23 protein-coding genes are annotated in these 23,753 nt (G+C 70.3%); 6 read left to right on the top strand and 17 right to left on the bottom strand.

What is annotated here, in order from left to right; translation table 11 throughout:
• Positions 1 to 6 precede the first annotated feature (6 nt).
• The 10 genes from ACERZO_RS26675 to ACERZO_RS26630 all read right to left on the bottom strand — a co-directional run bounded on the left by ACERZO_RS26675 (position 7) and on the right by ACERZO_RS26630 (position 6,956).
• The gene (locus ACERZO_RS26675; protein WP_372667501.1) at positions 7 to 1,365 is read right to left on the bottom strand and encodes a hypothetical protein; all 1,359 of its coding nucleotides are present in this window, start codon (positions 1,363 to 1,365) and stop codon (positions 7 to 9) included.
• 1 nt (position 1,366) lies between these two features.
• Positions 1,367 to 1,969 (bottom strand): DUF3558 domain-containing protein, encoded by a 603-nt coding sequence (locus ACERZO_RS26670; protein WP_372667500.1) that lies wholly within the window; start codon positions 1,967 to 1,969, stop codon positions 1,367 to 1,369.
• Positions 1,966 to 2,319 carry a hypothetical protein gene (locus ACERZO_RS26665; RefSeq protein ID WP_372667499.1) on the bottom strand — a complete coding sequence of 118 codons (354 nt, stop codon included), beginning with the start codon at positions 2,317 to 2,319 and terminating at the stop codon, positions 1,966 to 1,968. Before ACERZO_RS26665 ends, ACERZO_RS26670 begins: the two co-directional genes overlap by 4 nt.
• A gap of 128 nt (positions 2,320 to 2,447) precedes the next feature.
• Positions 2,448 to 2,906, bottom strand: a complete 459-nt coding sequence (rplI, locus tag ACERZO_RS26660) for a 50S ribosomal protein L9 (RefSeq protein WP_257926071.1) — start codon at positions 2,904 to 2,906, stop codon at positions 2,448 to 2,450.
• A gap of 14 nt (positions 2,907 to 2,920) precedes the next feature.
• A complete protein-coding gene (gene rpsR, locus ACERZO_RS26655) occupies positions 2,921 to 3,169 on the bottom strand; it encodes a 30S ribosomal protein S18 (RefSeq protein WP_003098744.1) in 249 nt (82 codons plus the stop codon).
• A 43-nt stretch (positions 3,170 to 3,212) separates the two neighbouring features.
• Entirely contained in the window at positions 3,213 to 3,722 is a 510-nt protein-coding gene (locus ACERZO_RS26650) for a single-stranded DNA-binding protein (protein ID WP_372667498.1), read from the bottom strand.
• A 17-nt stretch (positions 3,723 to 3,739) separates the two neighbouring features.
• Positions 3,740 to 4,066 carry a 30S ribosomal protein S6 gene (rpsF, locus tag ACERZO_RS26645; RefSeq protein WP_176173898.1) on the bottom strand — a complete coding sequence of 109 codons (327 nt, stop codon included), beginning with the start codon at positions 4,064 to 4,066 and terminating at the stop codon, positions 3,740 to 3,742.
• Between the two features lie 102 nt (positions 4,067 to 4,168).
• Positions 4,169 to 5,044, bottom strand: coding sequence for a hypothetical protein (locus tag ACERZO_RS26640; protein ID WP_372667497.1), 876 nt, complete (start codon positions 5,042 to 5,044; stop codon positions 4,169 to 4,171).
• A gap of 87 nt (positions 5,045 to 5,131) precedes the next feature.
• Positions 5,132 to 6,034: a hypothetical protein gene (locus ACERZO_RS26635; protein WP_372667496.1), complete on the bottom strand. Its 903-nt coding sequence runs from the start codon at positions 6,032 to 6,034 to the stop codon at positions 5,132 to 5,134.
• 121 nt (positions 6,035 to 6,155) lie between these two features.
• Entirely contained in the window at positions 6,156 to 6,956 is an 801-nt protein-coding gene (locus tag ACERZO_RS26630) for a hypothetical protein (RefSeq protein WP_372667495.1), read from the bottom strand.
• Positions 6,957 to 7,070: 114 nt separating this feature from the next.
• Between ACERZO_RS26630 and ACERZO_RS26625 the strand changes: the two genes are divergently transcribed.
• Positions 7,071 to 7,844: a deoxyribonuclease IV gene (locus tag ACERZO_RS26625; protein ID WP_372667494.1), complete on the top strand. Its 774-nt coding sequence runs from the start codon at positions 7,071 to 7,073 to the stop codon at positions 7,842 to 7,844.
• Here ACERZO_RS26625 and ACERZO_RS26620 read toward each other — a convergent pair.
• Both ACERZO_RS26620 and ACERZO_RS26615 read right to left on the bottom strand, forming a co-directional pair.
• A complete protein-coding gene (locus tag ACERZO_RS26620) occupies positions 7,841 to 9,391 on the bottom strand; it encodes a glycosyltransferase family 87 protein (RefSeq protein WP_372667493.1) in 1,551 nt (516 codons plus the stop codon). The genes ACERZO_RS26625 and ACERZO_RS26620 overlap by 4 nt on opposite strands.
• A 49-nt stretch (positions 9,392 to 9,440) precedes the next feature.
• The gene (locus ACERZO_RS26615) at positions 9,441 to 10,526 is read right to left on the bottom strand and encodes an ROK family protein (protein WP_444843233.1); all 1,086 of its coding nucleotides are present in this window, start codon (positions 10,524 to 10,526) and stop codon (positions 9,441 to 9,443) included.
• Positions 10,527 to 10,555: 29 nt separating this feature from the next.
• On the opposite strand from ACERZO_RS26615, the gene ACERZO_RS26610 reads away from it, so the two are divergent.
• Positions 10,556 to 11,599, top strand: coding sequence for a Gfo/Idh/MocA family oxidoreductase (locus ACERZO_RS26610; protein WP_372667492.1), 1,044 nt, complete (start codon positions 10,556 to 10,558; stop codon positions 11,597 to 11,599).
• A 42-nt stretch (positions 11,600 to 11,641) separates the two neighbouring features.
• Here ACERZO_RS26610 and ACERZO_RS26605 read toward each other — a convergent pair whose 3' ends face one another.
• The 4 genes from ACERZO_RS26605 to ACERZO_RS26590 all read right to left on the bottom strand — a co-directional run bounded on the left by ACERZO_RS26605 (position 11,642) and on the right by ACERZO_RS26590 (position 19,821).
• Positions 11,642 to 13,969 (bottom strand): transglycosylase domain-containing protein, encoded by a 2,328-nt coding sequence (locus ACERZO_RS26605; protein WP_372667491.1) that lies wholly within the window; start codon positions 13,967 to 13,969, stop codon positions 11,642 to 11,644.
• Between the two features lie 80 nt (positions 13,970 to 14,049).
• Positions 14,050 to 16,473 carry a transglycosylase domain-containing protein gene (locus ACERZO_RS26600; RefSeq protein ID WP_372667490.1) on the bottom strand — a complete coding sequence of 808 codons (2,424 nt, stop codon included), beginning with the start codon at positions 16,471 to 16,473 and terminating at the stop codon, positions 14,050 to 14,052.
• A 149-nt stretch (positions 16,474 to 16,622) separates the two neighbouring features.
• Entirely contained in the window at positions 16,623 to 19,082 is a 2,460-nt protein-coding gene (locus tag ACERZO_RS26595) for a transglycosylase domain-containing protein (RefSeq protein WP_372667489.1), read from the bottom strand.
• A 340-nt stretch (positions 19,083 to 19,422) separates the two neighbouring features.
• The gene (locus ACERZO_RS26590) at positions 19,423 to 19,821 is read right to left on the bottom strand and encodes a DUF5318 domain-containing protein (protein WP_329053600.1); all 399 of its coding nucleotides are present in this window, start codon (positions 19,819 to 19,821) and stop codon (positions 19,423 to 19,425) included.
• Positions 19,822 to 20,066: 245 nt separating this feature from the next.
• Between ACERZO_RS26590 and ACERZO_RS26585 the strand changes: the two genes are divergently transcribed.
• From ACERZO_RS26585 to ACERZO_RS26570, 4 genes are all read left to right on the top strand, one after another.
• Complete coding sequence (locus ACERZO_RS26585) at positions 20,067 to 20,612, top strand: PadR family transcriptional regulator (protein ID WP_372667488.1); 546 nt, start codon at positions 20,067 to 20,069, stop codon at positions 20,610 to 20,612.
• A 69-nt stretch (positions 20,613 to 20,681) separates the two neighbouring features.
• Positions 20,682 to 21,770, top strand: coding sequence for an inositol-3-phosphate synthase (locus tag ACERZO_RS26580; RefSeq protein WP_372667487.1), 1,089 nt, complete (start codon positions 20,682 to 20,684; stop codon positions 21,768 to 21,770).
• 90 nt (positions 21,771 to 21,860) lie between these two features.
• Entirely contained in the window at positions 21,861 to 22,391 is a 531-nt protein-coding gene (locus ACERZO_RS26575; protein ID WP_372667486.1) for an RNA polymerase sigma factor, read from the top strand.
• Positions 22,388 to 23,074 carry a hypothetical protein gene (locus ACERZO_RS26570; protein WP_372667485.1) on the top strand — a complete coding sequence of 229 codons (687 nt, stop codon included), beginning with the start codon at positions 22,388 to 22,390 and terminating at the stop codon, positions 23,072 to 23,074. Before ACERZO_RS26575 ends, ACERZO_RS26570 begins: the two co-directional genes overlap by 4 nt.
• On the opposite strand, the gene ACERZO_RS26565 is transcribed toward ACERZO_RS26570, so the two are convergent.
• Positions 23,067 to 23,705, bottom strand: a complete 639-nt coding sequence (locus ACERZO_RS26565) for an HAD family hydrolase (protein WP_372667484.1) — start codon at positions 23,703 to 23,705, stop codon at positions 23,067 to 23,069. The genes ACERZO_RS26570 and ACERZO_RS26565 overlap by 8 nt on opposite strands.
• Between the last annotated feature and the right edge of the window lie 48 nt (positions 23,706 to 23,753).

The following is a 23,753-nucleotide window of genomic DNA, read 5'->3' as shown; positions in this document are numbered from 1 at the left end:
CGTGCGCTACTCGCCGATGACCGGCGGGGCCGTCAGCTCGTCGGTCCCGAAGATGTCGTTCGGGTCGTCGCCGAGCAGGTACTTCGACGTGCGTTCCTCGTCGCCGCCGCCCTGGCCCTTGGCGCCGTGGCCCATGCCGCCCATGCCACCCATCCCGGTGGAACCCGCGCGCCCGGCCGCCGCGCCGCCCGCGCCCATCGCGCCACCGGCCCCCATGCCGCCCCGGCCCGCGCCGGCCGCGCCCGCGCCGCCCGGCAGGGCCGCGCCGCTCGAGCCGCCGGGCCCGAAGCCCGCGCCGCCGCCCGGGCCGAAGCCCGCCGTCGGGTCGCCGACCCCGCCCGACCCGCCGGGGCCGAACCCACTGCCGCCGCCACCGGAGAAGCTCGGCGTGCCGCCGCCGGGCCCGAAGCCCGGCATCCCCGGCACGTCCGACGGCGAGAAGCCCGACGAGTGCGTGCCGTCGTTGAAGTTCGGCGGGGTGTAGTTGCCCCCACCGGGGAGCTTGGACGGGTCGTAGCTCCCGCTCGGGACCTTGCCCGGGTCGAAGCTCGGCACCTTGGACGGGTCGTACCCACCGCCGGGCACCTTCGACGGGTCGAAGCTGCCGCCAGGCGTGTTCGGCGGCTGGCCGTTGAACGACGGGACGCCACCCGGGCCGGGCATGTTCACGCCGCCGGGACCGGTGCCCGGAGCACCTCCGCGCTCGCCGTCCCCGGTGCCCTTCCCGTCGTCACCCGGCTTCTTCTTGCCGTCCTTGCCGTTGTCGACGTTGACGTTCTCCTGCTGCCCCTTCAGCGCGGAGTACGTCGGCATGTTCTGGCCGTTGTCGTTGCTCGCCTTGTAGTAGGTGTTGAAGGCGTCGACGTTGGCCTGGCCCTTGGTGTTGTAGTCGCGGATCGCCCGGTCGGTGTCGGTCGTCCACGGCGTCACGGCGTTGAGCAGGTTGTTCTTCGGCGGGTCCTTCGGGACCTCCTGCACCTGCGCGTGCACCGTGGTGAACGCGTTGTTCTGCTCGCCGAGGTACTTGTCGGAGTCGGTGAGCTTGGTGCCCGAGTCCTCCATCCACACCCGCAGCGGGTGCGCGCCGGCGTTCTGCGCCGCTTCCGAGCCGCCGCCGGTCCAGGCCGCGTCCATCTCCTTGGCCAGGGTGTCGATGGTGGTGAGCCGGTCCGCGTACGCGCCCTTCAGCCGGCTCGCCGCCGCCTGCCCGTTCTGGATCGAGCCCGTGCCGGGGCCGGTGGTGATCTGGTGCCAGATGTCGTAGCAGTCGATCTTGCGGTCGCCCTGCGTGGACGTGTGGTCGTCCGAGTGCGTGGTGGCCATGTTGTACGCGGCGAACCCGCCGAGCAGGACCAGTTCCAGCATCTCAGCCCCCCATCAAGGTCTGGATCATCGCTTCGCCGAACTTCCCCGCGACCGAGCACGGGTCCGACGCGCCCGCGCCGTGGTCGTACTGGACCAGGATGTTGACCGCCAGCTCGTTGGTCACCCCGACGAACAGGCCGCACTTGCCGTTCTTGCGGTCGTCCAGCGCGGCGGCGTAGACGGCCGGGTAGCCGTAGGCCTGCGACTCGCCGAAGTAGGCGTCGTTCCCCTTGGTGTCGTAGACGTCCTGGAGCCCGTTCTTGTTCGCCGTCACCGTGGTCACGTCGATCTGGTTGCCCGGGTCGGCGGCTTCCTGGAACGTGCAGCTCGGGCCGTTGCCCGTGCTGCGCGGGGTGCCGTCGCCGAGGCCCAGCGTGGAGCGGCCGGCCGCGTTGATGGTGTTGCACGCGTCCGCGGTGATGTTCGCGGTGTTCAGCGGCTCCGGCACCCGCGGCGCGGAGTCCGCGGCGGACCGGGACGTCTCGCTGCTGGTGGTGTCTTCGGTCGGCGCCGGGTTGGCGGTGCCGCGGGTCTTGCCCGAGCAGCCCGCGACGGCGAGCACGGCGAAAACCAGAGCCGGGACGGCGAGGAGTCGGCGGTTCACGTGGGCTGGTTCCCCGTCTTCGAGAGGTCGGCCTGCGTGTCCGACTCCTTGGTGGTGATCTTCTGCTTCGCGGCGGTGAGCGCGTCGATGTAGTTCTTGACGTACTCCTGCATCTTGGAGTTCTGCTCGAGGAACGCCTTGCCGGACGGGTTCGCGAGCTTCTCCCAGTCGCCGCTGGCGAACTCCTTGCCGGGCGCCTTGACGTTCGCCATCAGGTTGGCGTCGTCGTAGTCGCGCTTGAGGTCGGCCTGGAGGTCCTGCCACTTCTTGATCACGCCGTCGATCTTGTCGGCGTCGAACGTGAAACCCCCTCCGCCGGACGGCGCGGACATGTTGACCTCGTTACCCATCCGAGTGCGCTCCCTTCGCGTCCCGCTCCATTGTCCTACGACGGCGGCTGCCTGTCCGGGGTTCCCCCGAAACGCGTGAAGGCGGGCCACTCCTGAGGGAGCGACCCGCCTTCTTCACGGCGTATGCCTTACTGCGAGGCCTTGACCTCGAGGCGCACGTCGACCTTGACGTCCGGGTGCAGCCGGGCGCCGACCGAGTGCTTGCCGACGGTCTTGATGTGGTCGCGCAGCTCGATGACGCGCTTGTCGAGCAGCGGGCCACCGGCCGCCTTGATCGCGTCGACGATCTCGCCGGCGGTGATCGAACCGAAGAGCTTCTTCGAGCCCTCGGCCGCCTTGCCGGTGAGCTGGATGGCGCCGAGGCCCTCCAGCGTCGCCTTGATCTCCTTGGCGTGGTCGAGGTCGCGGATGCGACGGCTCTCCTGCGCGCGCTGGATCGTGCGCACGTTCTTCTCCGCGCCCTTGGAGGCCACGATCGCGTAGCCCCGCGGGAGCAGGTAGTTGCGCGCGTAGCCGTCCTTGACCTCGACGATGTCGCCGGGGCCACCGAGGTTGGCCACGTCCGTGGTGAGGATGATCTTCGCCATGTCAGTGCCCTCCCTTAGCGCGCGGTCGAGGTGTAGGGCAGCAGCGCCATCTCGCGGGAGTTCTTGACCGCGATGGCGATGTCACGCTGGTGCTGGCTGCAGTTGCCGGTGACGCGACGGGCACGGATCTTGCCGCGGTCGGAGATGTACTTCCGCAGCAGGTTGGTGTCCTTGTAGTCGATCAGTTCCGGGCGGCCCTTCTTCTCGGCCTTGCAGAACACGCAGACCTTCTTCTTGGGCTTGCGGATGGGTGGCTTGGCCACTGTCTACTCCTGGTAATTCAAATCTTTGTGGATGTGTACGAGATCAGAACGGGGGCTCGTCGCTGAAGCCGCCGCCACCGCTGCTCGCGGCCGGCGCGGAACCCCACGGGTCGTCGGCCGGTGCGCCGCCGCCACCGCGGTTGCCACCGCCTCCGCCGCCGCCGAAGTCACCACCGCCGCCGCCACCGCGGCTGACCTTGTTGACCTTGGCCGTGGCGTAGCGCAGCGAGGGCCCGATCTCGTCGACCTCGAGCTCGACGACGGTGCGCTTCTCGCCTTCCTTCGTCTCGAACGACCGCTGCTTCAGGCGGCCCTGCACGACGACGCGGGCGCCGCGGGTCAGGGACTCGGCGACGTTCTCCGCCGCCTGGCGCCAGATGTTGCAGCGCAGGAACAGCGCCTCGCCGTCCTTCCACTCGCCGGACTGCCGGTCGAGCGTGCGCGGGGTGGACGCGACGGTGAAGTTCGCGACCGCCGCGCCGGACGGGGTGAAGCGCAGCTCCGGGTCGGACGTCAGGTTGCCGATCACCGTGATGACGGTGTCTCCAGCCATCGGGGATCCCCTTCGGCTCAGGCCTTGGCGGCGGCGGGCTTGGCCGCGGCGCGCTTGACCTCGCGACGCATGACCTTGGTGCGGAGCACGGTCTCCTGCAGCGACAGCTGGCGGTCCAGCTCCTTCACCGCGTCCGAGGACGAGTTCAGGTCGAGGAGCGCGTAGATGCCCTCGGCGTGCTTCTTGATCTCGTACGAGAGGCGACGACGGCCCCAGACGTCGACCTTCTCCACGGAACCGCCCGAAGTGCGGATCACGTTGAGGAAGTTGTCCAGCGTGGGGGCGACCGTGCGCTCGTCGAGCGTGGGGTCCAGGATGACCATTACCTCGTAATGGCGTGACACAACCACTCACCTCCTATGGGCTCGCGGCCACGGACTGTCCGTGGCAGGAGGGTTTGTCCAGGTAAGGCTACCTGGGGGTGCCTTCGGGGCCGGACGCCGGGGTCAGCTCGCGCGGCGCAGGACCCACGTGCGGACGAGCCCCGCCGTGACGCCGGCCAGCACGATCACCGCGAGCAGCATCGGCAGCTGGACGTCGCTCGACGCGCCGTTCGAGGCGAGCGACTGCGCGTTGCCCGCGTCCCGGATGCCGGCGCTCTGGCCGCTCTGGTCACCCTGGCCCGCCTGTGGGGCGGAGGCGTCACCGGGGAGCGTCCCGTTCGCGGGGTACCGCACGCCGGGGGCGACGGCCGTGCCGGCGGTCGCCGTGGGGATGCCGCTGTAGTCGCGCATCGGCGCGCTGCCGCCCGTGCCGCCCGCGGTGCCGGGGTTGAGGTTCGAGAGGTTGCCGGTGGTGCCGCCCGGGGTGGTCGCGGTGCCGCCCGGCGTGGTGCCGGTGCCCTGCTGGCCCGGCGCGACGTAGTTCGTGGCGACCGTCGTCAGGCCGCAGCCCTGGGCGACGTGCGCGGAGATCGAGCTGAGGACCTCGTTCTTGGTGCTGTCCAGCACGCCGAGGCCGTTGGCGCCCTTGAGCGCGGTCGCGACGACGCCGCCGATCGCCGGGCCGGCGATCGTGCCGCCCGCCGCGTTCGGCACCTGGCCGACCGGCAGCGCGCCCTTGGCGGCGATCGTGTCGGCGAGGGAGTCCGGCCACACCGAGAGCGCGGTCCACAGGTGGGAGTTCACGTAGTCCCGCGCGCCCTTGCGGACCAGCTCCTTCACCGAGGAGCCCTGGATCGCGACGGTGTCGCCCATGCTGCCGTTGACCGCGCCGGAGCAGGTGCCCGCGAGCGTCGTCGCGGCGGAGGCAGTGCCCGTGGAGAGGAATGCGCCGCCGGCCAAGAACGCGGCGATGGCGGTGGCGGTCAGGATCTTCCGCACGTGCGGGTCCTCCAAAGCGTTACGGGGGCGTCGTTCCAGGCAACAGGATCAACGAAGGAGATACGCGAAAGATACTCGGCAGTCGGGTCAATTCGCAGCGGCCATTCGGCGGAGCACCCAGGTCCGCACGAGGCCCGCGCTGACTCCGGAGAGTGCCAGCACCGCGATCAACAGGGGCAGATTCGACCCGTCCGTGAAACTGTCGGACACCGACGGTAGCGCTTCGGCCTGACCCGCCGTCTGGACGCCGGAGTTGCCCGCCGCGGCCTGGTCGGGCCCGTTGAGGCCGTACTGAGGCGCGTAACCCGGGATCTGGCTGCCGTACCGGAGGGCGGGCGACGGCGTGAACAGCCCGGCCGTCGCGAACGGGATGCCGCTGTAGTCCCGCATCGGCGCGTAGCCCGTGCCGATGCTGAACGGGAAACCGCCGAACGCCGGGCTCGCGCCGCCGCCGGAGAAGCCGGGGAGCAGCGGGCTGTTCGCTTCCGGGATGCCACCGGAGCCCTGCGGGGCACCGCCCTGCTGGTTGCCGCCGGTCCCACCGGACGGCGGTTGCTGCGGGTTGCCGCCGGGCTGCTGGGGCGCGGGCTGCCCGCCGCCGCTGAGCGCGCTCACGCCCTGCTGGGCGCCGCTGGTCACACCCTGCACGCCCTGGTTGATCGCGCTCGCCGCGGGCGCGCCGACCACCGGCACCGGCGACACGACCGTGTCCACCACCTTGACGGTGACCTGGCAGAGCGTGCCGAGGATCGCGTTGATGGTGCCGGTCAGCACCTTGGTGCCCTCGGTGACGACACCGAGGTTGAGCGGGAGACCGAGCAGCGGGGTCGTGGCTTTGATCGTGTCGCCGGGCTTCGCCTCCACGGTGCTGCCGCAGGGCACGGTCTTGGTGTCGGCGGAGGCGGTGCCGGGCATGCCGAGCACGGCCGAACCCGCGAGCACGAACGCCGTCGCTCCGACCGCCGTTGCCCTCCGTGTCCGATCCTGCATGCTCGCCGCCCCTTGCCTCGTCGTCTCTCCCCAGGACAACGACGTTAAGGCAGCACGGTGACGCCCGCTCGCTCAGAAATGTCCGGCATTCGAGTGGAAGCGAGCGTCACCTTGGGTGAGATCAGGCCGGCTTGCGGCGGATCCACGCCCGGACGAGGGCCGCGGCGACGATCGCCAGGGCCAGCACTGCCAGCAGCATCGGCAGCTTCGCCGGCGGCGTGACGCCGGGCAGCGCCTCGGCCGTGCCGGACTTCTGCTCGTCGACCGTCGGGACCTGCTGGCCGGGGATGATCTGCGCGATCACCGGCGCCTGCACCAGGCTGCCGGGCAGCAGCGAGGCGTTGCTGAAGATGCCCGAGATCGCGTCTCCGGGCAGGCCCGCGTTGCCGGGACCGGTGGTCACCGGGCCGGTGCTGTCGCCGGGCGGGTTCTGCCCCGGCGGCGTCGGGCCGGGCGGGGCCGGCGGGGCGGGTGGTGCGGGCGGGTTCGGGCCCGGCGGGAGCGGCAGCGGGGGCAGCTCCTCGGCCACGCCCTGCGTCACGCCGCCGACGGTGTTCACGACGGTCTGCGCGGTCGGGCAGACCGTCTTCGCCGCCGCGTCGCCGACCACCGGCACGTCGCCGATGCCGAGCGCCCGCACGGTGTCGCCCACCGGCAGGGTGAGCAGCGGGGCCGAGCCGTTCGTGTTCTTGGCGCTGGAGTCGAGCCCGACGGTCAGCCGGTCCGGGGCGTTCAGCGGGGCGCCGGCGTCCAGCAGGAGGCCGGTCTTCGCGTCGCGGGCCTGGCCGTTCTGGAGGGAGGCCGAGCAGTCGCCGCCGAGGGTCGGGCTGGTGTCCGCGCTCGCGACGCCTGGCGCGACCAGCGCGGCCGAAGCGGCAAGAGTGAATCCCAGTGCGGTGATCCGGGTGAACTGCTTCCCCATCGATGCCCTCCGGCAGTCGGACCAATCTGGATCACGGAACGCGCTCACGGTACTCCACGAGCGTCACCAACCGGTCCCACAGGCCAAAGATGCACCCGGAGTAGCGTGCTCGGCATGCTGATTGGCGCCCATGTCCGTGACGACGACCCGTTGACCGCGGTCGCCGAGCGCAAAGCCGACGTCGTCCAGTTCTTCCTCTCCGACCCGCAGGGCTGGAAGGCCCCGAAGCCGCACCCCCACGGCGAGGCCATCGCGGCCGACCCCGTCGAGGTGTTCATCCACTCTCCCTACCTCATCAACGTGGCTTCGCTGAACAACAAGATCCGGATCCCATCCCGTAAGAACGTCACGCAGCACGCGGACGGTGCGGCGGCCATCGGCGCGAAGGGCCTGATCGTGCACGGCGGGCACGTCGGCGCGAACGACGACGTCGAAGCCGGTCTGGACAACTGGCGCAAGCTCTTCGAGCGCGAGCAGGAGAAGGGCGGCTTCAAGGTCCCGATCCTGATCGAGAACACCGCCGGCGGCGAGAACGCGATCACCCGCGACCTCGAGGTCATCGCCCGGCTGTGGGACAAGGTCGGCGAGTTCGGTGCCGGGTTCTGCCTGGACACCTGCCACGCGTACGCCGCGGGCTGGGACCTCGCGACCGCCGTCGAGAAGGTGAAGGCCATCACCGGCCGGATCGACCTGGTGCACCTCAACAACTCCCGCGACGAGTTCGGCTCGACCCGCGACCGGCACGCCAACGTCGTCGAGGGCGAAGGCACGATCGACCCCGAGGCGCTGGTCGAGGTGGCCCGGGCCGCCGGCGCGCCGGTCGTCGTCGAGACCCCGGCCGACGGCCAGGCGACCGACATCGCCTACCTGCGCGAACAGCTGGGTTAGGCGGCCACGGCCTTGCGGCGGCGCCGGACGGCGTTCGGGACGACGACGTCCCGGGCGCCGTCGAGGAAGCCGCCCGCCGGGTCGTCGTCGCCCGCGGCCCGGACCAGGTCGGTGGCCGGGCGGTAGATCTCGCGCACGACCAGCACGCACAGCGCGGCGACGGCGAGGTCGCGGAGCACGACCGTGCCGAGGAACCAGCCTTCGGGCAGGCCCTTGTGGTCGACGCCGAGGTAGTAGAACATCCGCGGCACCCAGACCAGGGCGTCGAGCAGCATCCAGCCGAGCAGCAGCCGCCAGCGCGGGATCGCCAGCACGGCCAGCGGCACCAGCCACAGCGAGTACTGCGGGCTCCACACCTTGTTCGTCAGCAGGAACGCGGCCACGACGAGGAACGCGAGCTGGCCGACGCGCGGCCGGCGCGGCGCGGCGAGCGCGAGGTAGGCGATGCCCGCGCAGCAGGCCAGGAACAGCACGGCGACCGTCAGGTTCAGGTACGTCGGCGTCTGGTTCTTCTGCAGCACGCCGTCGAAGCCGGCCCAGCCCGTCGTGTACGAGATGACGTTGTAGAGCGAGTCCGGGTCCATCGGCCGCAGCGTGTTGAGCCGGAAGAACTCCCACCAGCCGCGGGTCGCGGTCAGGATGAACGGCGCGTTCACCGCCAGCCACGTCACGACGGTGGCGGCCGCGGTCTTCCAGAACGGCGTCAGCTTCCCGGCGCGCAGGCACAGGAAGAACAGCACGCCGAGCAGGAACAGCGGGTAGAGCTTGGCCGTCGCGCCGAGGCCGAGCAGGAGCCCGGCGAGCAGCGGTTTCCTGCGCGCCCAGGCGAGCAGGCCGGTCGCGGTGAACGCGGTCGCGATCGCGTCGAAGTTCGTGAACGCGTGCACCAGCACCAGCGGCGAGACCGCCACCAGCACCATGTCCCACGGCCGGCGTTTCACCGTCCGGCCGGTGGCCCACACGGTGACCAGCCAGGCCAGCGCCAGGAACAACGCCGTCAAGTCGAAGTAGACAGCGACCGGCAGCGCGCCGGGCAGCCAGCCGCTTTCGGCGACGTTCAGCCAGCCCGCCGCGAGCTTCGCGTTCGCCCACTGGAAGAGGCCGGTGAACACCGGGTACTCCATGTACCGGGTGTCGTTCTCCGCGGTCTGCGAGCTCTCCTTCCACGACGTGTAGTACGGGAAGGTGCCCGGCCGGTCGAGCCGCTCGGAGCTGTAGAGCGGCACGATGTCGGAGTAGCACATCGCGACGAACGGGCGGCCCGCCCGCCAGTCGAGCTGGGTGGCGCCGCTGGAGTCCTGGTACTGCTGGATGCACGAGCCCTTGCCGAGCCAGCAGAGCATCAGCGCGAGCGTGGCCAGCAGCAGGCCGACGCGCTGCGGTGACCAGAACCAGTGCCTGCCGACCGCCGCGTGCTCGCCGAGCGGGCCGCCGAGGGGTCTGGTGACCGCCGCCGCGAGGGGCTCGTTCCAGCTCGGGACGACCCGTTCCGCCCGGGTAAGCGTCACGGGGCCGGGCTCCGGCTCGCGCGTGGTCTCCTCTGGCACGAGTGCGGATGTTAGCGGTCGGCGCCCGCCACCGAGGTGAAGCCGGTGATCATGCCGGATTCGCGTAGTACGAGGCCAGGACCTCGGCGGCGGCGCCGCGCGTGACGATCTCCTCGCCGAAGGCGTCTTCGACGACCTCGATGCGCTGCCACTGCGGCAGCGGCAGCAGCTCCTCCAGCCGCTCCGAAACGGCGTCGCGGTACGTGCCCGGTTCGTCCCGCACAGCGCGCCCGGCCAGCACGATCCGCTCCAGGTCGAGCACCTGGACGAGGTCGGCGAGGCCGATCCCGAGGAAGCCCGCGGCGGCTCGGGTGCCGGGTGCCTGCTTGGCCATGATCTCGACACAGCCGCGTCGCCCGCAGGCGCAGACGGGCCCGTCGAAGGCGATCGTGGTGTGCCCGAACTCACCCGCGTTGGTCCGCGGGCCGCGGTAGAGCCGCCCGTCGATCAGCAGGCCGACGCCGATGCCGGTGCCGACGAGCACCACCGCGGTCGCCGTCGGCTCGCCGTGCGGCCAGAGCTGGGCGAACGCGGCCGCGTTGGTGTTCTTGTCGAGCGTCACCGGCAGCCCGGTGCGCTTCTCGAGCAGGTCGCGCAGGGGGACGTCGTGCCAGCCGGGCATGTTCGTCGCGTCGCGGACCAGGCCGGCGAGGTGGTCCAGCGGGCCGACCGCGCCGAGGCCGAGGCCCAGCACGTCGAAGCCGTCGGCGAGTTCGAGCGCGGTCGCGCCGATGGCCTCGACGGCCTGCTCGGGCGTGAAACCGGCCGGGAGCGGGCCGCCCGCCGCCTCTTCGACCTCGCCGATGAGGTTGGTGCGCAGCACGCGGTACTCGTCGCGGTCCAGGCGCGCGCCCAGCGCGTGGCGGGCGCCGGCCCGGATGGTCAGCTGCGTGCGGGGCTTGCCGACGCCCGTCGACGCCTGGCGTTCCTCGTCCAGCAGGCCGGCGTCGAGGAGTTCGGGCACGATCTTGGAGACAGCCTGCTGGGTGAGCCCGGTGCGTTCGGCGAGTTCGACGCGGCTGAGGCCGCCGGCGCGCAGGATGTGCGTGAGCAGCAGGGCGCGGTTGTGCTCGCGCACGTTGCGCAGGTTCACCCCGGTGTCCGCCATGGACAGGATCTTCCCACGGCTGGTCAATTAAGCAACACTGTTGTTTAATGGAGGCCATGGCTGACTTGCGCGTGGGCATCCTCGGGTACGGCATCGGCGGACGCGTCTTCCACGCGCCGCTGGTGGCGGCGACGCCCGGGCTCACCCCCGCGGTGATCACGACGGCGGGCAACGCCCTTCAGGCGCGCACCGACCACCCCGGCGCCGAGGTCGTCCCGAACGCCGACGCGCTGTTCGAGCGGGCCGGCGACCTCGACCTCGTCGTGGTCAGCACGCCCAACCGCACGCACGTGCCGCTGGCGCTGCGGGCGATCGAGGCCGGCCTGCCGGTCGTCGTCGACAAGCCGTTCGCGCCGACCGCGCTCGAGGCCGAGCAGGTCGTCGCCGCGGCGAAGGCGGCGGGCGTCGGCCTGACCGTCTTCCAGAACCGGCGGCTCGACTCCGACTTCCTCACCGTCCGGAAGGTCCTGGAGTCCGGGAAGCTCGGCGAGGTCTTCCGCTTCGAGTCCCGCTACGACCGCTGGGTGCCCAAGCCCAAGGACAACTGGCGCGAGTTCGGCGACCCGGCCGAGGCCGGCGGCCTGCTCTACGACCTGGGCGCGCACATCGTCGACCAGGCGCTGCAGCTGTTCGGCCCGGTCACGCAGGTCTACGCGGAGACCGACCGCCGCCGCGCCGGCGTCCAGGTCGACGACGACGTCTTCGTCGCGCTCAAGCACGCCAACGGCGTCCGGTCGCACCTCTGGGCGTCCGCGCTCGCCGGCACGCTGAACCCCCGCTTCCGGGTGCTCGGCGACCAGGCGACGTTCACCAAGTACGGCCTGGACGTGCAGGAACCCCAGATCAAGGCGGGCATGCGCCCCGGCGACGACGGCTGGGCCGTCGAACCCGCGTCGGACGCGGGCCGCATCGGCGTCGGCAACGACGTCAAGACGGTCCCCACCGAGGCGGGCCGCTACGAGCAGTTCTACGCCGAGGTGCGGGACGCCCTGCGCGGCGAAGGCAGCTTCCCGGTCGACCCGGAGTCGTCGGTCGAAGCGCTGCGCGTGATCGAGGCGGCGCACCGCTCGGGCGTCGAAGGAACGGTCATCAAGCTCTGACCCCCGGTCTGGCCGTGACGCCGGTGTCCCCCAGCGCCGACGTCACGGCCTCTTCCTTCCTCGCTGCCGGTCCTGGAGTTCCTGCAGCCGCTGCTGGAACTGGCGGAACTGGTCCAGCTGCTGCTGGTTGCCGGGCCCGACCTGGATCCGCTGGTCGCGCTGGTCCGGTTGCTGCTGCGGCGGCTGCTGCTGGACCTGCACCCGGTCCTGCGGCGAGCTGATCGCCGCCACGCGGTCGAAGCGCTCGCCCGGCCGGCCCGACAGGTACAGCTGCATGAACCGGTCCCAGATCGGCCCGGCCAGCGTCGAGCCGAACAGCGGCGCGCCGTTCGGGCCGCGCAACGCCTTGTCGCCGTCGCTGCCCACCCAGACCGCCGCCGACACCGACGGCGTGTAGCCCACCATCCACGTCTGGGAGTTCGCGTTCGCCGCCGACGCGGGTTCGTCGTTCTGCGGGGTGTGTTGCTGCGTCCCGGTTTTCCCGGCGCATTCGTGGCCGGCCGGGCAGCTGAGCCGCGAGAACTGGATCACCGGGGCCAGCGCCGCCGTCACGTTCCCGGCGATCTGCGCGCTCTTCTGCGGGTCGTTGTCCGCGAACGCGTCGGCCGAACGATCCTTGGCCTGGTAAGCGGTTTCGCCGTTCGCGTTCGTCACCTTCTGGACGAAGTGCCGGTCGCGCTGGACGCCGCCCGCGGCGAAGGTCGCGTACCCCGACGCCATGTCGGCCGCCGTCACCTGGGTGCCGCCACCGCCGATGGAGATGTTGTTGTCGCCGGTGAACAGCTTGCTGCGGCCGCCGTTGTCCGACGTCCGGATTCCGGCTTCCTGCGCCGCTTCCGCCACCCCGGACGGCTTGGTGACGTTGAGGACCATGTCGTAGAAGACGGTGTTCGTGGACCGCTGCATGGCTTCGGCGACCGTGCACTGCTGCGAGCAGCTGCTGCTGTCGCCCGCGTTGCGGATCGGCAGGTCGACACCGGGGAACGTCCGCGGTGACGTGCCGTCGAAGCGCGCGTCGAGGCCGCGGCCGAGCTTGAGGAACGCGGCCAGGTCGAACGGTTTCATCGACGAGCCCGGGTTGTGCGGCTCGTCCGCCCAGTCGCGGCCGGCCAGGTCCTCGCCGTTCGGGCCCTTCACGATCGCTTCCCCGCCGTAGTAGGCGAGCACGCCGCCGGTCTTCGGGTCGACGGCGACGAGCGCGTTGAGGATCCGGTCGTCGGTCTGGTCGGCCATGCCCTCGGCGACGGCCTTTTCCGCCGACTGCTGGGCTTGCGGGTCGATGGTGGTGAACACCTGGAAGCCACCGGAGTAGTACTGCTTCTCGTCGATGCCCTGCGCGGCCAGCTCGGCCTTGACCTGCTTCTTGATGAACGGGTTCAGCGCGCCGGCTTCCCGGCTCTCCTTCAGCGGGATCGGCGCGGGGAACTTCGCGCCCGCGCGCTGGGCCGGCGTCAGGTAGCCGTTCTTCTGCATCCGGTCCAGCGCGGTGTTCCACCGGCCCGTCGCGACGGCGGTGTTTTCCGAGCGACCCGGTTGCTGGATCAGGCCGGCCAGCAGCGCGGCCTCCGAGTAGTCGAGCTGCCCGACGTCCTTGCCGAAGTACGCCTGCGCGGCGGCCTGGATCCCGTAGGCGCCGCGGCCGAAGTAGATGATGTTGAGGTAGGCGGTGATGATGTCCGCCTTCTCGTAGGTCTGGTTCATCTTGAACGACTTCGCGAGCTCGACCCACTTGCGGGTCAGGGTCGGGTCGTCATCACCGGAGGCGTTCTTGATGTACTGCTGCGAAATCGTCGACCCGCCGCCGGACCCGCCGGTGACCTGGTTGTACGCCGCGCGCAGGATGCCGCCGACGTCGAAGCCGGAGTTCGTCTCGAAGGACGCGTCCTCGGTCGCGATCACGGCTTTCTTGACGACGTCCGGGATCTGGTTCGCCGCCAGGATCTGCCGGTTGCCGCCGGTCGGCACGTCCTTGCCCATCTCGGTGCCGTCGCTGAACAGGTAGGTCACGGCCTGGCCCTGCGCCTGCGCGACCGTCTCCGGCGAGGGGACGTCGACGGCGAGGTAGGTGATCAGGAACGCGACCGCGGGCACGGCGAAGGACAACCCGGCGACGACGTAGGCGATCCGCCGGACCCGCCGCCAGCGCCGGCGCCGCAGGTCCTGGTCGGTGAGCGGCCGCGGCCGCCGCGGCGGCTGACCGGGCCGCGGCCGCAGGATCGGCACGGTCGGCGGGTCGTCCTCGGTGCCGTTGTGCGCGTGGTGGGTGATCAGCTCCGGCTCGGCGCCCAGCAGGCCGGAGCGCGGCACCGGCCGCCGGGTACGTCGACGCGGGACGTGCTGCCGGCCGGGTGACGTGCGGTCGTGGTTCACGGGCCGTCCTCCACGGTGGGCTGCGGACGCAGTCCTCTCGAAGAGGACACGGACCGCGGCCCACCGTGGTTCAGTCCCGGCTAGCGGGGTGGCTCGTCGGAGCTCGTCGGCGTTTCCTTCGACGTCGGCGTCTTGGTGTGCTTCGGCGTGCTCTCCTTCGACGACGACTGGTTGTGGCCGTTGTCGTCGTTGCCGCCGCCGTTGTCGCCTTGGTCGCCGCCGTTGTCCGGGTTCTCGCCCGTCGGGGTCGCGTCCGTCGTCGTGACGACGTCGGACGACGGCGGCGGAACCTCGCCGCCGATGCGGTCGACCTTGTCGAACCGCTCGCCCGGCTTGCCGTTCAGGTACAGCGAGAGGAACTTCTGCCACATCGGGCCGGCGATGGTCGAGCCGTAGATCGGCGAGTTGTTCTTGCCGTGCAGCGGCTTGTTGCCGTCGCCGCCGACCCAGGCCGCCACCGAGACCGACGGCGTGTACCCGACCATCCACGTCTGCGAGTTCGCGTTCGCCGCCCACGACGGCTCGCCCGCGACCTTCGTGTGCTGCTGCGTGCCGGTCTTGCCGGCGCACTCGTGGCCGTTCGGGCACTTCAGGTGCGAGAAGTCGATGACCGGCTTCAGCGCTTCGGTGACGTTCCCGGCGATCTGGCGGCTCTTGTCCGAGTCGCTGTCGAAGGCCGCCTTCGCGTCGGTCGGCGCCTCGTACGCGACTTCGTTCTGGCCGTTGGTCACCTTGAGCACGAAGTGCCGCTGCCGCTGCTCGCCGTTCGCGGCGAACGTCGCGTACGCCGAAGCCATGTCCAACGGCGTGATCTGGGTTTCGCCGCCGCCCAGGGAGATGTTGTTGTCCTTGGTGGAGATGATCGACTGGCCGCCGTCCTCCTTGACCTTGACGCCGGCCTCCTTCGCGGCTTCCTTGACCGGGCCCTGCTTGGTGTCGTGCAGGACCATGTCGTAGAACACCGTGTTCGCCGACCGCATCATCGCTTCCGAGACCGTGCACTGCTGTGAGCAGCTGCTGCCCGGGCCCGCGTTGCGCACGACGCGGCCGTCGAAGGTGCGGTTGTTGGAGCCGTCGTACGTGGTGTCGAGGCCCTTGCCCATCTTGAGCAGCGCCGTGAGGTCGAACGGCTTCATCGACGAACCCGGGTTCTGCGGCGTGTTCGCCCAGTCGCGCCCGGCCTGGTCCTGCCCGTTGACCTGCACGATCGGCTTGCCGCCGTAGTAGGCGAGCACGCCGCCGGTCTTCGGGTCGACGGCGACCAGCGCGTCGAGCAGGTTGTCGTCGACCTGGTTCGCGAGCGCCTCGGTGGCGGCCTTCTCGGCCGCCTCCTGCGCCTTCGGGTCGATGGTCGTCTGGACGACGAAGCCGCCGGAGTAGTAGCGGTCTTCCGGGATGTCGTGCGCGGCCAGCTCGTCCTTCACCTGCTGGACGACGAACGCGGGCGGCGCGCCGGCCTGCTGCTTGCTGTCCTCCAGCGGGATCGGCGTCGGGAACTTCGCCGCCGCGCGGTCGGCTGCGGTGATGTAGTTGTTCTTCACCATCCGGTCGAGCGCGGTGTTCCAGCGGTCCTGCGCGACCTTGGGGTTCTCGGAGCGGCCCGGCTGCTGGATCAGCCCGGCCAGCAGTGCGGCTTCCGAAAAGGTGAGGTCCTTGGCGTCCTTGTGGAAGAAGGCCTGCGACGCCGCGCCGACCCCGTACGCCCCGCGCCCGAAGTAGATGATGTTCAGGTACGCGGTGATGATGTCCTTCTTCTCGTACGTCTGGTTCATCTTGAAGGACTTGGCCAGCTCGGTCCACTTGCGCGTCAACGTCGGGGCGTCGTTGTCGGTGGCCTTCTTGATGTACTGCTGGGAAATCGTCGAACCACCGCCGGTGCCGCCGGTGGCCTGGTTGTAGACCGCGCGCAGCAGGCCGCCGACGTCGAAGCCGGAGTTGGTCTCGAACGAGTCGTCCTCGGTCGCGATCGCCGCGTGCTTCATGACGTCGGGGATCTGCTCCGGCGTCAGGAGCACGCGGTTGCCGCCGCGCGGGACGTCCTTGCCCATCGGCGAGCCGTCGGCGTACAGGTACGTCACGGCCTGGCTCTGGCTCTGCGCGACCTCGGTCGGCGACGGCACGTCGACCAGGAAGTACGTGATGACGAACGCGATCGCGGGGAGCACGAAGAACACCGCGACGAACGCGTAGGCACACCGCCGGATGATCTTCCAGCGCCGTTTCTTCTTCTGCTCCGGCGTGAGGACCGGCTTGCCGTCTTCGTCGGGCCGGACGTCGTCGACCGGCTCTTCGTACGCGTGGTGCGTCATCAGCTCGGGGCCACCGCTCATCGGCGGCGGCTCGGGCCGGTACCCACGCGGCGGCGTCCGCGGCGGCTGCTGGGGTGGCTGCTGCTGCCACGGCTGCTGCGGGCGGCGCGGACCCTGGCCGGGCGGACCCTGGGGTGCGCGACGGCGCGGATCGGGTCCCTGGCCGGGCCAGGAGCGGGATCGATCGTCGGGCACGGGGCAGTCCTCCAGTGTGTGCGGGCGGCGACAGCCGCCACCCCCTCTGGGAAAGGACGCGCGTGGAGCGGAAGGGTTGCCGAAACGATCTTCCTGAAACGCTTCAGGGCCCTCCGCGCGGTCGCGGAGGGCCCTGAAGGAGGACGTGGCTACCCGGGCCCGGAGCCCGGTGGCTGGGCGACTCCGCCACCACCACCGAACGTGTTGCCCTGACCGGGGTCGATGCTCGTGATCGGCGGCCCCGGCCGGGTCCGGGTCCGCGACGGCGTGCTCGTCTCGGTGTCCGACGGCTCGGTGCTCGGCGGGGTCTCCGTGGTGGTGGGCGGGGTCGTCGTGGTCGGCGTGTCCGACGGCTTCTGCTGCGTCGACGTCACGTCGTTGACGTCCTTGCCGATCGGCTGGACCTTGTCGAACTTCTCCGCCGGTTTGCCCTTGAGGTAGAGGTTCATGAAGTTCTGCCACGTCGGACCGGCGATGGTGGCACCGAAGATCGGCTTGTTCTTCGGGTCGTGCAGCGGCTTGTTGCCGTCGCCGCCGACCCAGACCGCGGCCGACACCGACGGCGTGTAGCCCACCATCCACGTCTGCGCGTTGCGGTCGGCGTACGACTTCGGGTCGTCGGCCTTCGCCGTGTACTGCTGCGTACCCGTCTTGCCCGCGCACTCGTGGCCGCTCGGGCACTTCAGGTTCGAGTGGCTGATGACCGGCTTCAGCGCTTCGGTGACGTTGCCCGCGATCTGCTGGCTCTTCGACGCGTCGTCGTCGAACGCCGGGTTGGTCTTGATGTTGTTCTGGTCGAACTCCACCTCGTCCTGGTTGTTCGTGAGCTTCGCGACGAAGTGCTGCTCGTGGTAAGTGCCGCCGCTGGCGAAGGACGCGTACGCGGCCGCCATGTCCTCCGGCGTCACGGCCGTGCCACCACCACCGAGCGAGATGTTGTTGTCGTCGGTGTAGAGGACGCTCTTGCCGTCCGGCGCGACCTTGACCCCGGCTTCCTTGGCCGCTTCCGCGACCCGCGACGGCTTCGTCACGTTCAGGACCATGTCGTAGAACACGGTGTTCGCCGAGATCTCCATCGCCTTCGCGACGGTGCAGTCCTTGCCGCAGCTGGCGCTGTCACCCGCGTTCCGGACCGTGCGGCCGCCGAGCACCCGGTTGTTCGAGCCGTCGAACGTCTCGCCGAGGCCCTTGCCCATCTTGAGGAACGCCGTGAGGTCGAACGCCTTCACCGAGGAACCGGGGTTTCTCGCCTGGTTGGCGCGGTCCTGGCCGATCTGGTCCTTGCCGTTGGCGTCCTTCACCAGCTCGGGCCCGCCGTAGTAGGCGAGCACGCCGCCGGTCTTCGGATCCACCGCGACCAGCGCGTTGAGCAGGTTTTCGTCGGTCTGGCCCTTCATGCCGTCCGCGGTGGCCTTCTCCGCCGCGTCCTGGGCCGCCGGGTCGATCGTCGTGTAGATCTTGGCGCCGCTGGAGAACAGCTTGTTCTCGTCGTAGCCCTTCGCCGCGAGCTCGTCCTTGATCCGCTGCTGGACCTGGTAGGTCAGCTTGCCGGAGTTCTGCTCCTTGTTGGCGTTCTTCGGGATCGGCTTCGGGTACTGGAAGGTCGCCCGCTCGTCCGCGCGCAGCCACTTGTTGGCGACCATCTGGTCCATCACGTACGCCCAGCGCTTCTGCGCGTACGCCTCGTTTTCCGAGCGGCCGGGGCCCTGGATCAGGCCGGCCAGCAGCGAGGCTTCGGACGCGTTCAGGTCCTTGGCGTCCTTGTTGAAGTACGCCTTCGCGGCCGCCTGGATGCCGTTCGCCCCGCGTCCGAAGTAGACGATGTTCAGGTAGGAAGTGATGATCTCTTCCTTGGACTGCTGGTTGTTCATCTTGAACGACTTGGCCAGCTCGGTCCACTTGCGGGTCAGCGTCGGGGCGTCGTTCTGCGTCGCCTGCTTGATGTACTGCTGGGAGATGGTCGAACCACCGCCCTGGCCGCCGGAGACCTGGTTCCAGACGGCGCGCAGGATGCCGGTGACGTCGAAGCCCGAGTTGGTCTCGAACGTCGCGTCCTCCGCCGAGTACACCGCGTGCTTGACGACCTCGGGCACCTCGCCCGGCTTGAGCAGCTGGCGGTCGCCGCCCGGCGGCAGCTCCCGGCCCATCACCTGGCCACTGGCGTCGTAGTAGGTGATCGGCTGGTTCTGCAGCGACTTGATGCTCTCCGGCGTCGGCACGTCGACCAGGAAGTACGTGATGACGAACGCGATCGCGGGGACGACGAAGAACAGCCCGACGAAGGCGTACGCCACCCGCCGGATGATCTTCCACCGGCGCTTCTTGCGCTGCGCCGGCGTGAGGACCTTCTTGCCCTTTTCGTCGAGCTCGTCCTGGGGCTCGACGTCGTCGGCGAACTCGTTGAAAGCGGCGTCGTCATAGCCGTCGTCGTACGGGTCGCGGCCGAAGTCGTCGGTGCCGTTGTGCGCGTGGTGGGTGATCAGGTCCGGCTCGCGCCCCGGAGGCGGCACCGGCCGGTTGCCGGGCTGGCGGAAGCCCTGCGGCGGAGACCCGGGCGGACCCTGCTGCGGGCGCTGACCGGACGGCGGGGCCGCGCGCCGGGGCGGCATGCCCTGCTGGCCCTGCTGACGCGGGCGCTGCGGCCGCCTCGGCGGCTCGTCGCCGGCGGGCCACTGGGGACCGCCTTCGTCGCCGGCGGGCCACTCGGGCGACCCGCCGCCCCGCGGATTGCCTCGGGGCGGCGTCCCGCGCTGGGGTCGACGGGGGGCTTCTTCGCCGGGCCACGCCGGTCCGGGGTCTTCCCCCGGCCACGGGCCTGACTGGGCACGGCGAGGTGCATCAGGCTCCTGGCCGGGCCAGGAGCGGTTGCGGTCGTCGTTCACGAATGGGCCTCCCAGACCGGCACCCGGTAGTGCGCCGTTCTGCGCTCTTCAGCGGTTGTGATCCAGCTCACCGGCCTGCGGTCCTTCGCGGACCGTCGGCCGGTTCCCCCGTGCCGAGGACGTACGACCGGACCAGGTGGTTCCAGTGGCACGCCCGGCACACTTCGACGTCGTACACGGTGAACTCGGCGAACCGGCCGGCCATCCTGGCCAGCTCTTCGGGGGTCCTCGCCGAGCCCGCGACGTGCTTGAGTTCGTCACCGTAGACCCAGGACACCAGGGTCAGCGGTTCCTGGCGGCAGATCGGGCAGGGCTGGTCACCGGCCCGGCCGTGGAACTTCGCCGCCCGCAGCAGGTACGGGCTCGCGTCGCAGGCTTCGTAGCTGCCGACGCGCCCGGAGCGGACTTCGGCCAGCAGCGCACGGCGCTGCAGCGCGTAGTCCACGACCTGCCGCTGGTTAATCACCAGGACAGAGTACGGGCTCTTCCTGTGTCGTCCACGCCCCCTAGCGCGACCGGCCCCGTGACCGGGGCGGACACGCCGGACGTTCGATAACTCTCCGGTGAATTTCCCCCACTCCAGAGTGAGGGCGCCCGTTAGCTTCGCCACTTCGATGTATCGGCGCGATATAGTGGCTGAGTAGGTTGGATCGAGGCGATCATTCGGAGCAACGCGGTTCGTCTCGGTTTGTTCCCGGAAGGGGGTGCGCTGTGCTGGAGTTCGCGATCCTCGGTCATCTGCACGAAGCGCCCATGCACGGGTACGTGCTGCGCAAGCGGCTGCACGAGACGCTCGGCACGTTCCGGACGTTCTCGTACGGCTCGCTGTACCCGACCCTGCGGAAGCTGCTGCGGGCCGGGTACCTGGTCGAAGAGCTGGACGAGGCCGACGACCGGGCGTGGTCGCGGCGCGGACGGCGGGTCTACAAGCTCACCGCGGAGGGCAAGGAGCGCTTCGGTGAGCTGCTCGGCGACGCCGGGCCGCAGACCTGGGACGACGAAGGCTTCGGCGTCCACCTGGCCTTCTTCTCGCGGACCCCGGCCGACGTGCGGATGCGGATCCTCGAAGGCCGCCGCCGCCGCGTCGAAGAACGCCGTGAGGGCATGCGGGCGGCGCTGGCCAGGGCCGAGGAGAAGATCGATCGCTACACCCGCGAGCTGCACCGGCTGGGGCTGGAGACCAGCGAGCGGGAGGTGCGCTGGCTCAACGAGCTGATCGCGCACGAACAAGCCGAACGGCAGGGTCCGGAGACCTGAGCCGCGCGGCCGGGCCGCAGCGTCGCGGCACCAGACCTACTGAACAGACGGATTGAAGGAGAAACCCCCATGGGCGAGAACCGCCGCGTACGGGTGGCCATCGTGGGCGTCGGCAACTGCGCGGCGTCGCTGGTCCAGGGTGTCCAGTACTACCGCGACGCGGACCCGGCCACCCGCGTCCCCGGTCTGATGCACGTCGACTTCGGCGGCTACCACGTCCGCGACATCGAGTTCGTCGCCGCGTTCGACGTGGACGCCAAGAAGGTCAGCCGCGACCTGTCCGAGGCGATCTTCGCCTCCGAGAACAACACCATCAAGATCGCCGACGTGCCGCCGCTCGGCGTCACCGTCCAGCGCGGCCACACCCACGACGGGCTCGGCCGCTTCTACCGCGAGACGATCGAGGAGTCCGACGAGACCCCGGTCGACGTCGTCGCCGCGCTGCGCGAAGCGAAGGCCGACGTGCTCGTGTCGTACCTGCCGGTGGGCTCCGAGGTGGCGGACAAGTTCTACGCCCAGGCCGCGATCGACGCCGGGGTGGCGTTCGTCAACGCGCTGCCGGTGTTCATCGCCTCCGACCCCGAGTGGGCGCAGAAGTTCACCGACGCCGGCGTCCCGATCGTCGGCGACGACATCAAGTCCCAGGTCGGCGCCACCATCACGCACCGCGTGCTGGCGAAGCTGTTCGAGGACCGCGGCGTCCAGCTCGACCGGACGATGCAGCTCAACGTGGGCGGGAACATGGACTTCCTGAACATGAAGGAGCTCGAGCGGCTCGAGTCGAAGAAGATCTCGAAGACCCAGTCCGTGACGTCGCAGGTCGACCGCGAGCTCGGCAAGGGCAACGTCCACATCGGACCGTCGGACTACGTGCAGTGGCTCGACGACCGCAAGTGGGCCTACGTCCGGCTCGAGGGCCGCGCGTTCGGCGACGTGCCGCTGAACCTGGAGTACAAGCTCGAGGTGTGGGACTCGCCGAACTCGGCCGGCATCATCATCGACGCCGTGCGCGCCGCGAAGATCGCGCTCGACCGCGGCATCGGCGGCCCGATCCTGTCGGCGTCGTCCTACTTCATGAAGTCGCCGCCGGAGCAGTACGACGACGCGACCGCGCGCGACGCCGTGGAGAAGTTCATCCGCGGCGAGGTCGAGCGGTAAGAAGATCTCCCGAGAAGGCCGTCACCGCTGGTGGCGGCCTTCTTCGCGTGGTCGACTAAACCGGTGGGGCGAGGTGGGCGTTGGCGGGGTGTGAGTGCGAGCGTGGGCGAGAGCGCGCCGGGGGACCTGGGCGCGCCGACGTTCCACGGCCTGTTCCGGGAGTACTTCGCCCAGATGACCCGGCTCGCCCACCTGCTCGGCGCGGACGACGCGGAGAACGTCGCGCAGGAGGCCTTCGTCAAGCTCCACCAGCGCTGGGACACGCTGTCCGACCACACTCGGGTGGCCGGCTACCTCCGCACGACCGTGGTCAACATGTCGCGGTCGCGCACGCGGCACCTGCGCGTGGTCCGGCGGACCCCGCAGGAGCGGCCGCCGGACGAGCTGTCGGCCGAGGTCCGGGCGGTGGCCAACTGGGAGCACGAGCAGTTGCGCACGGTGCTGGGGAAATTGTCCCGTCGCCAACGCGAGGTGCTGGTGCTTCGCTATTGGCTGGACCTCAGTACGGCGGGCATCGCGGAGACCCTGGGCATCTCCCCCGGGACGGTCAAGGCGACGACCCACCACGCGATGGAGAACCTGCGCAAGCACCTGGGGGAAGAGCCGGGAGGTGAGCGATGACCGACCTCGAACGCAAGCTGGCCGAAGCACTGCGCGGACAGGCCGGGGAGGTCACGCCCAACCTCGACGCGGCGTGGGCGGAGCAGCAGCGGAGGCAACGGCGGCCGAGGCGCCGCCGGTTGACGGTGGTGGTCGCGCCCCTGGCGGCGGTGCTGGTGGTGCTGACGAGCGTGCTGCTGGCCACGCAGCTGAACACGGCCACGGCCCCGCCGGCGAACCCAGGGCGAGAGCTGACGCTGGCGCCGCCGCGGTACACGCCGCTATCCCAGCTGCAGATGATCAACACCCCCGAAGTTCTCACCGAGTTCACCGGGCAAACCGACACCTGGACCACCTACGTGTTCATCGCGACCGTGGCCGGTTCTTCGCACTTCTGCGTGGCGGCAGTGCCACGAGGGGACCAACTCGTTCCCTCGGCGCCGCAATACGGAACCAAGTCACCGTCGTGCGCACCGATCGACGACAACGCTGAAGTGCACGCCGGATACGTCGGCGAGGTCGGCGGCCCCCTTCCGGCAGGCAAAGCGGTTTACCTGACGGATCAGAGAGTGTTCAGGCTGAAGATGTTCAATGCGGAAGGGGATATGTCAGCGGCCTCGAAGCGGAGTGAGGTTTCCGGCTACGCGGCTTCGCTCGTCGATGTGGTGCCCGGCTCGCCGCCGGTGCGTTTCCAGATCAACTGAGCCCGAGTGCCCCCGGCAGGTCGGTGATCTTCTCCACCACCGCCGTGGCCTGCCCGAGCACCTCCGGATCCGGCGGGAAGTGCGGGTTCGGCACCGCGTACACGGCCATCCCCGCCGCCAGGGCCGACCGCAGCCCGTTGGTCGTGTCCTCGACCGCCGCACAATCCGCCGGCGCCACCCCCAGCAGCTCGGCCGCCCGCAGGTACACGTCCGGCGCCGGCTTCCCCGCCCCCACCTGCTCCGACGACACCGCCGCCCCCACCGGCAACCCCGTCACGTCCAGGAACCCCTTGATCAAGATCACCGGCGACGAACTGGCGATGGCCACCGGCCACCGCCCCGACACCTGCCGCACGACCTCGACCGCGCCCGGGATCAACGGCGGTTCGGCCGCGTACCGCGCCGCCATCCGCTTGACCACCAAGGTCGCGATCTCCGGTGGGGACAACCGCGCCCCGAGCTCCTCGACCAGGTACCGGGCCCACTCCGGGGTGCTCATCCCCTGCTGGGCCCGCGTCGCCTCGGGCAGCCACGTGCCGCCGTGCTCGGCGACCACCGCGCGGCGCACCTCGTCCCAGATGCGCTCCGAGTCCACCAGGACGCCGTCGAGGTCGAAGATCACCGCTTCCATACCCCGAGCCTAGCCTGTGAGCCGAATTACTTAGCTACCCTTACTATA

The sequence above is a fragment of the Amycolatopsis kentuckyensis genome (assembly GCF_041679295.1).
GTDB lineage: Bacteria > Actinomycetota > Actinomycetes > Mycobacteriales > Pseudonocardiaceae > Amycolatopsis > Amycolatopsis kentuckyensis_A.
Note: the sequence above shows the minus strand (reverse complement) of the source record. Positions and strands in the feature narration are given on the sequence as shown.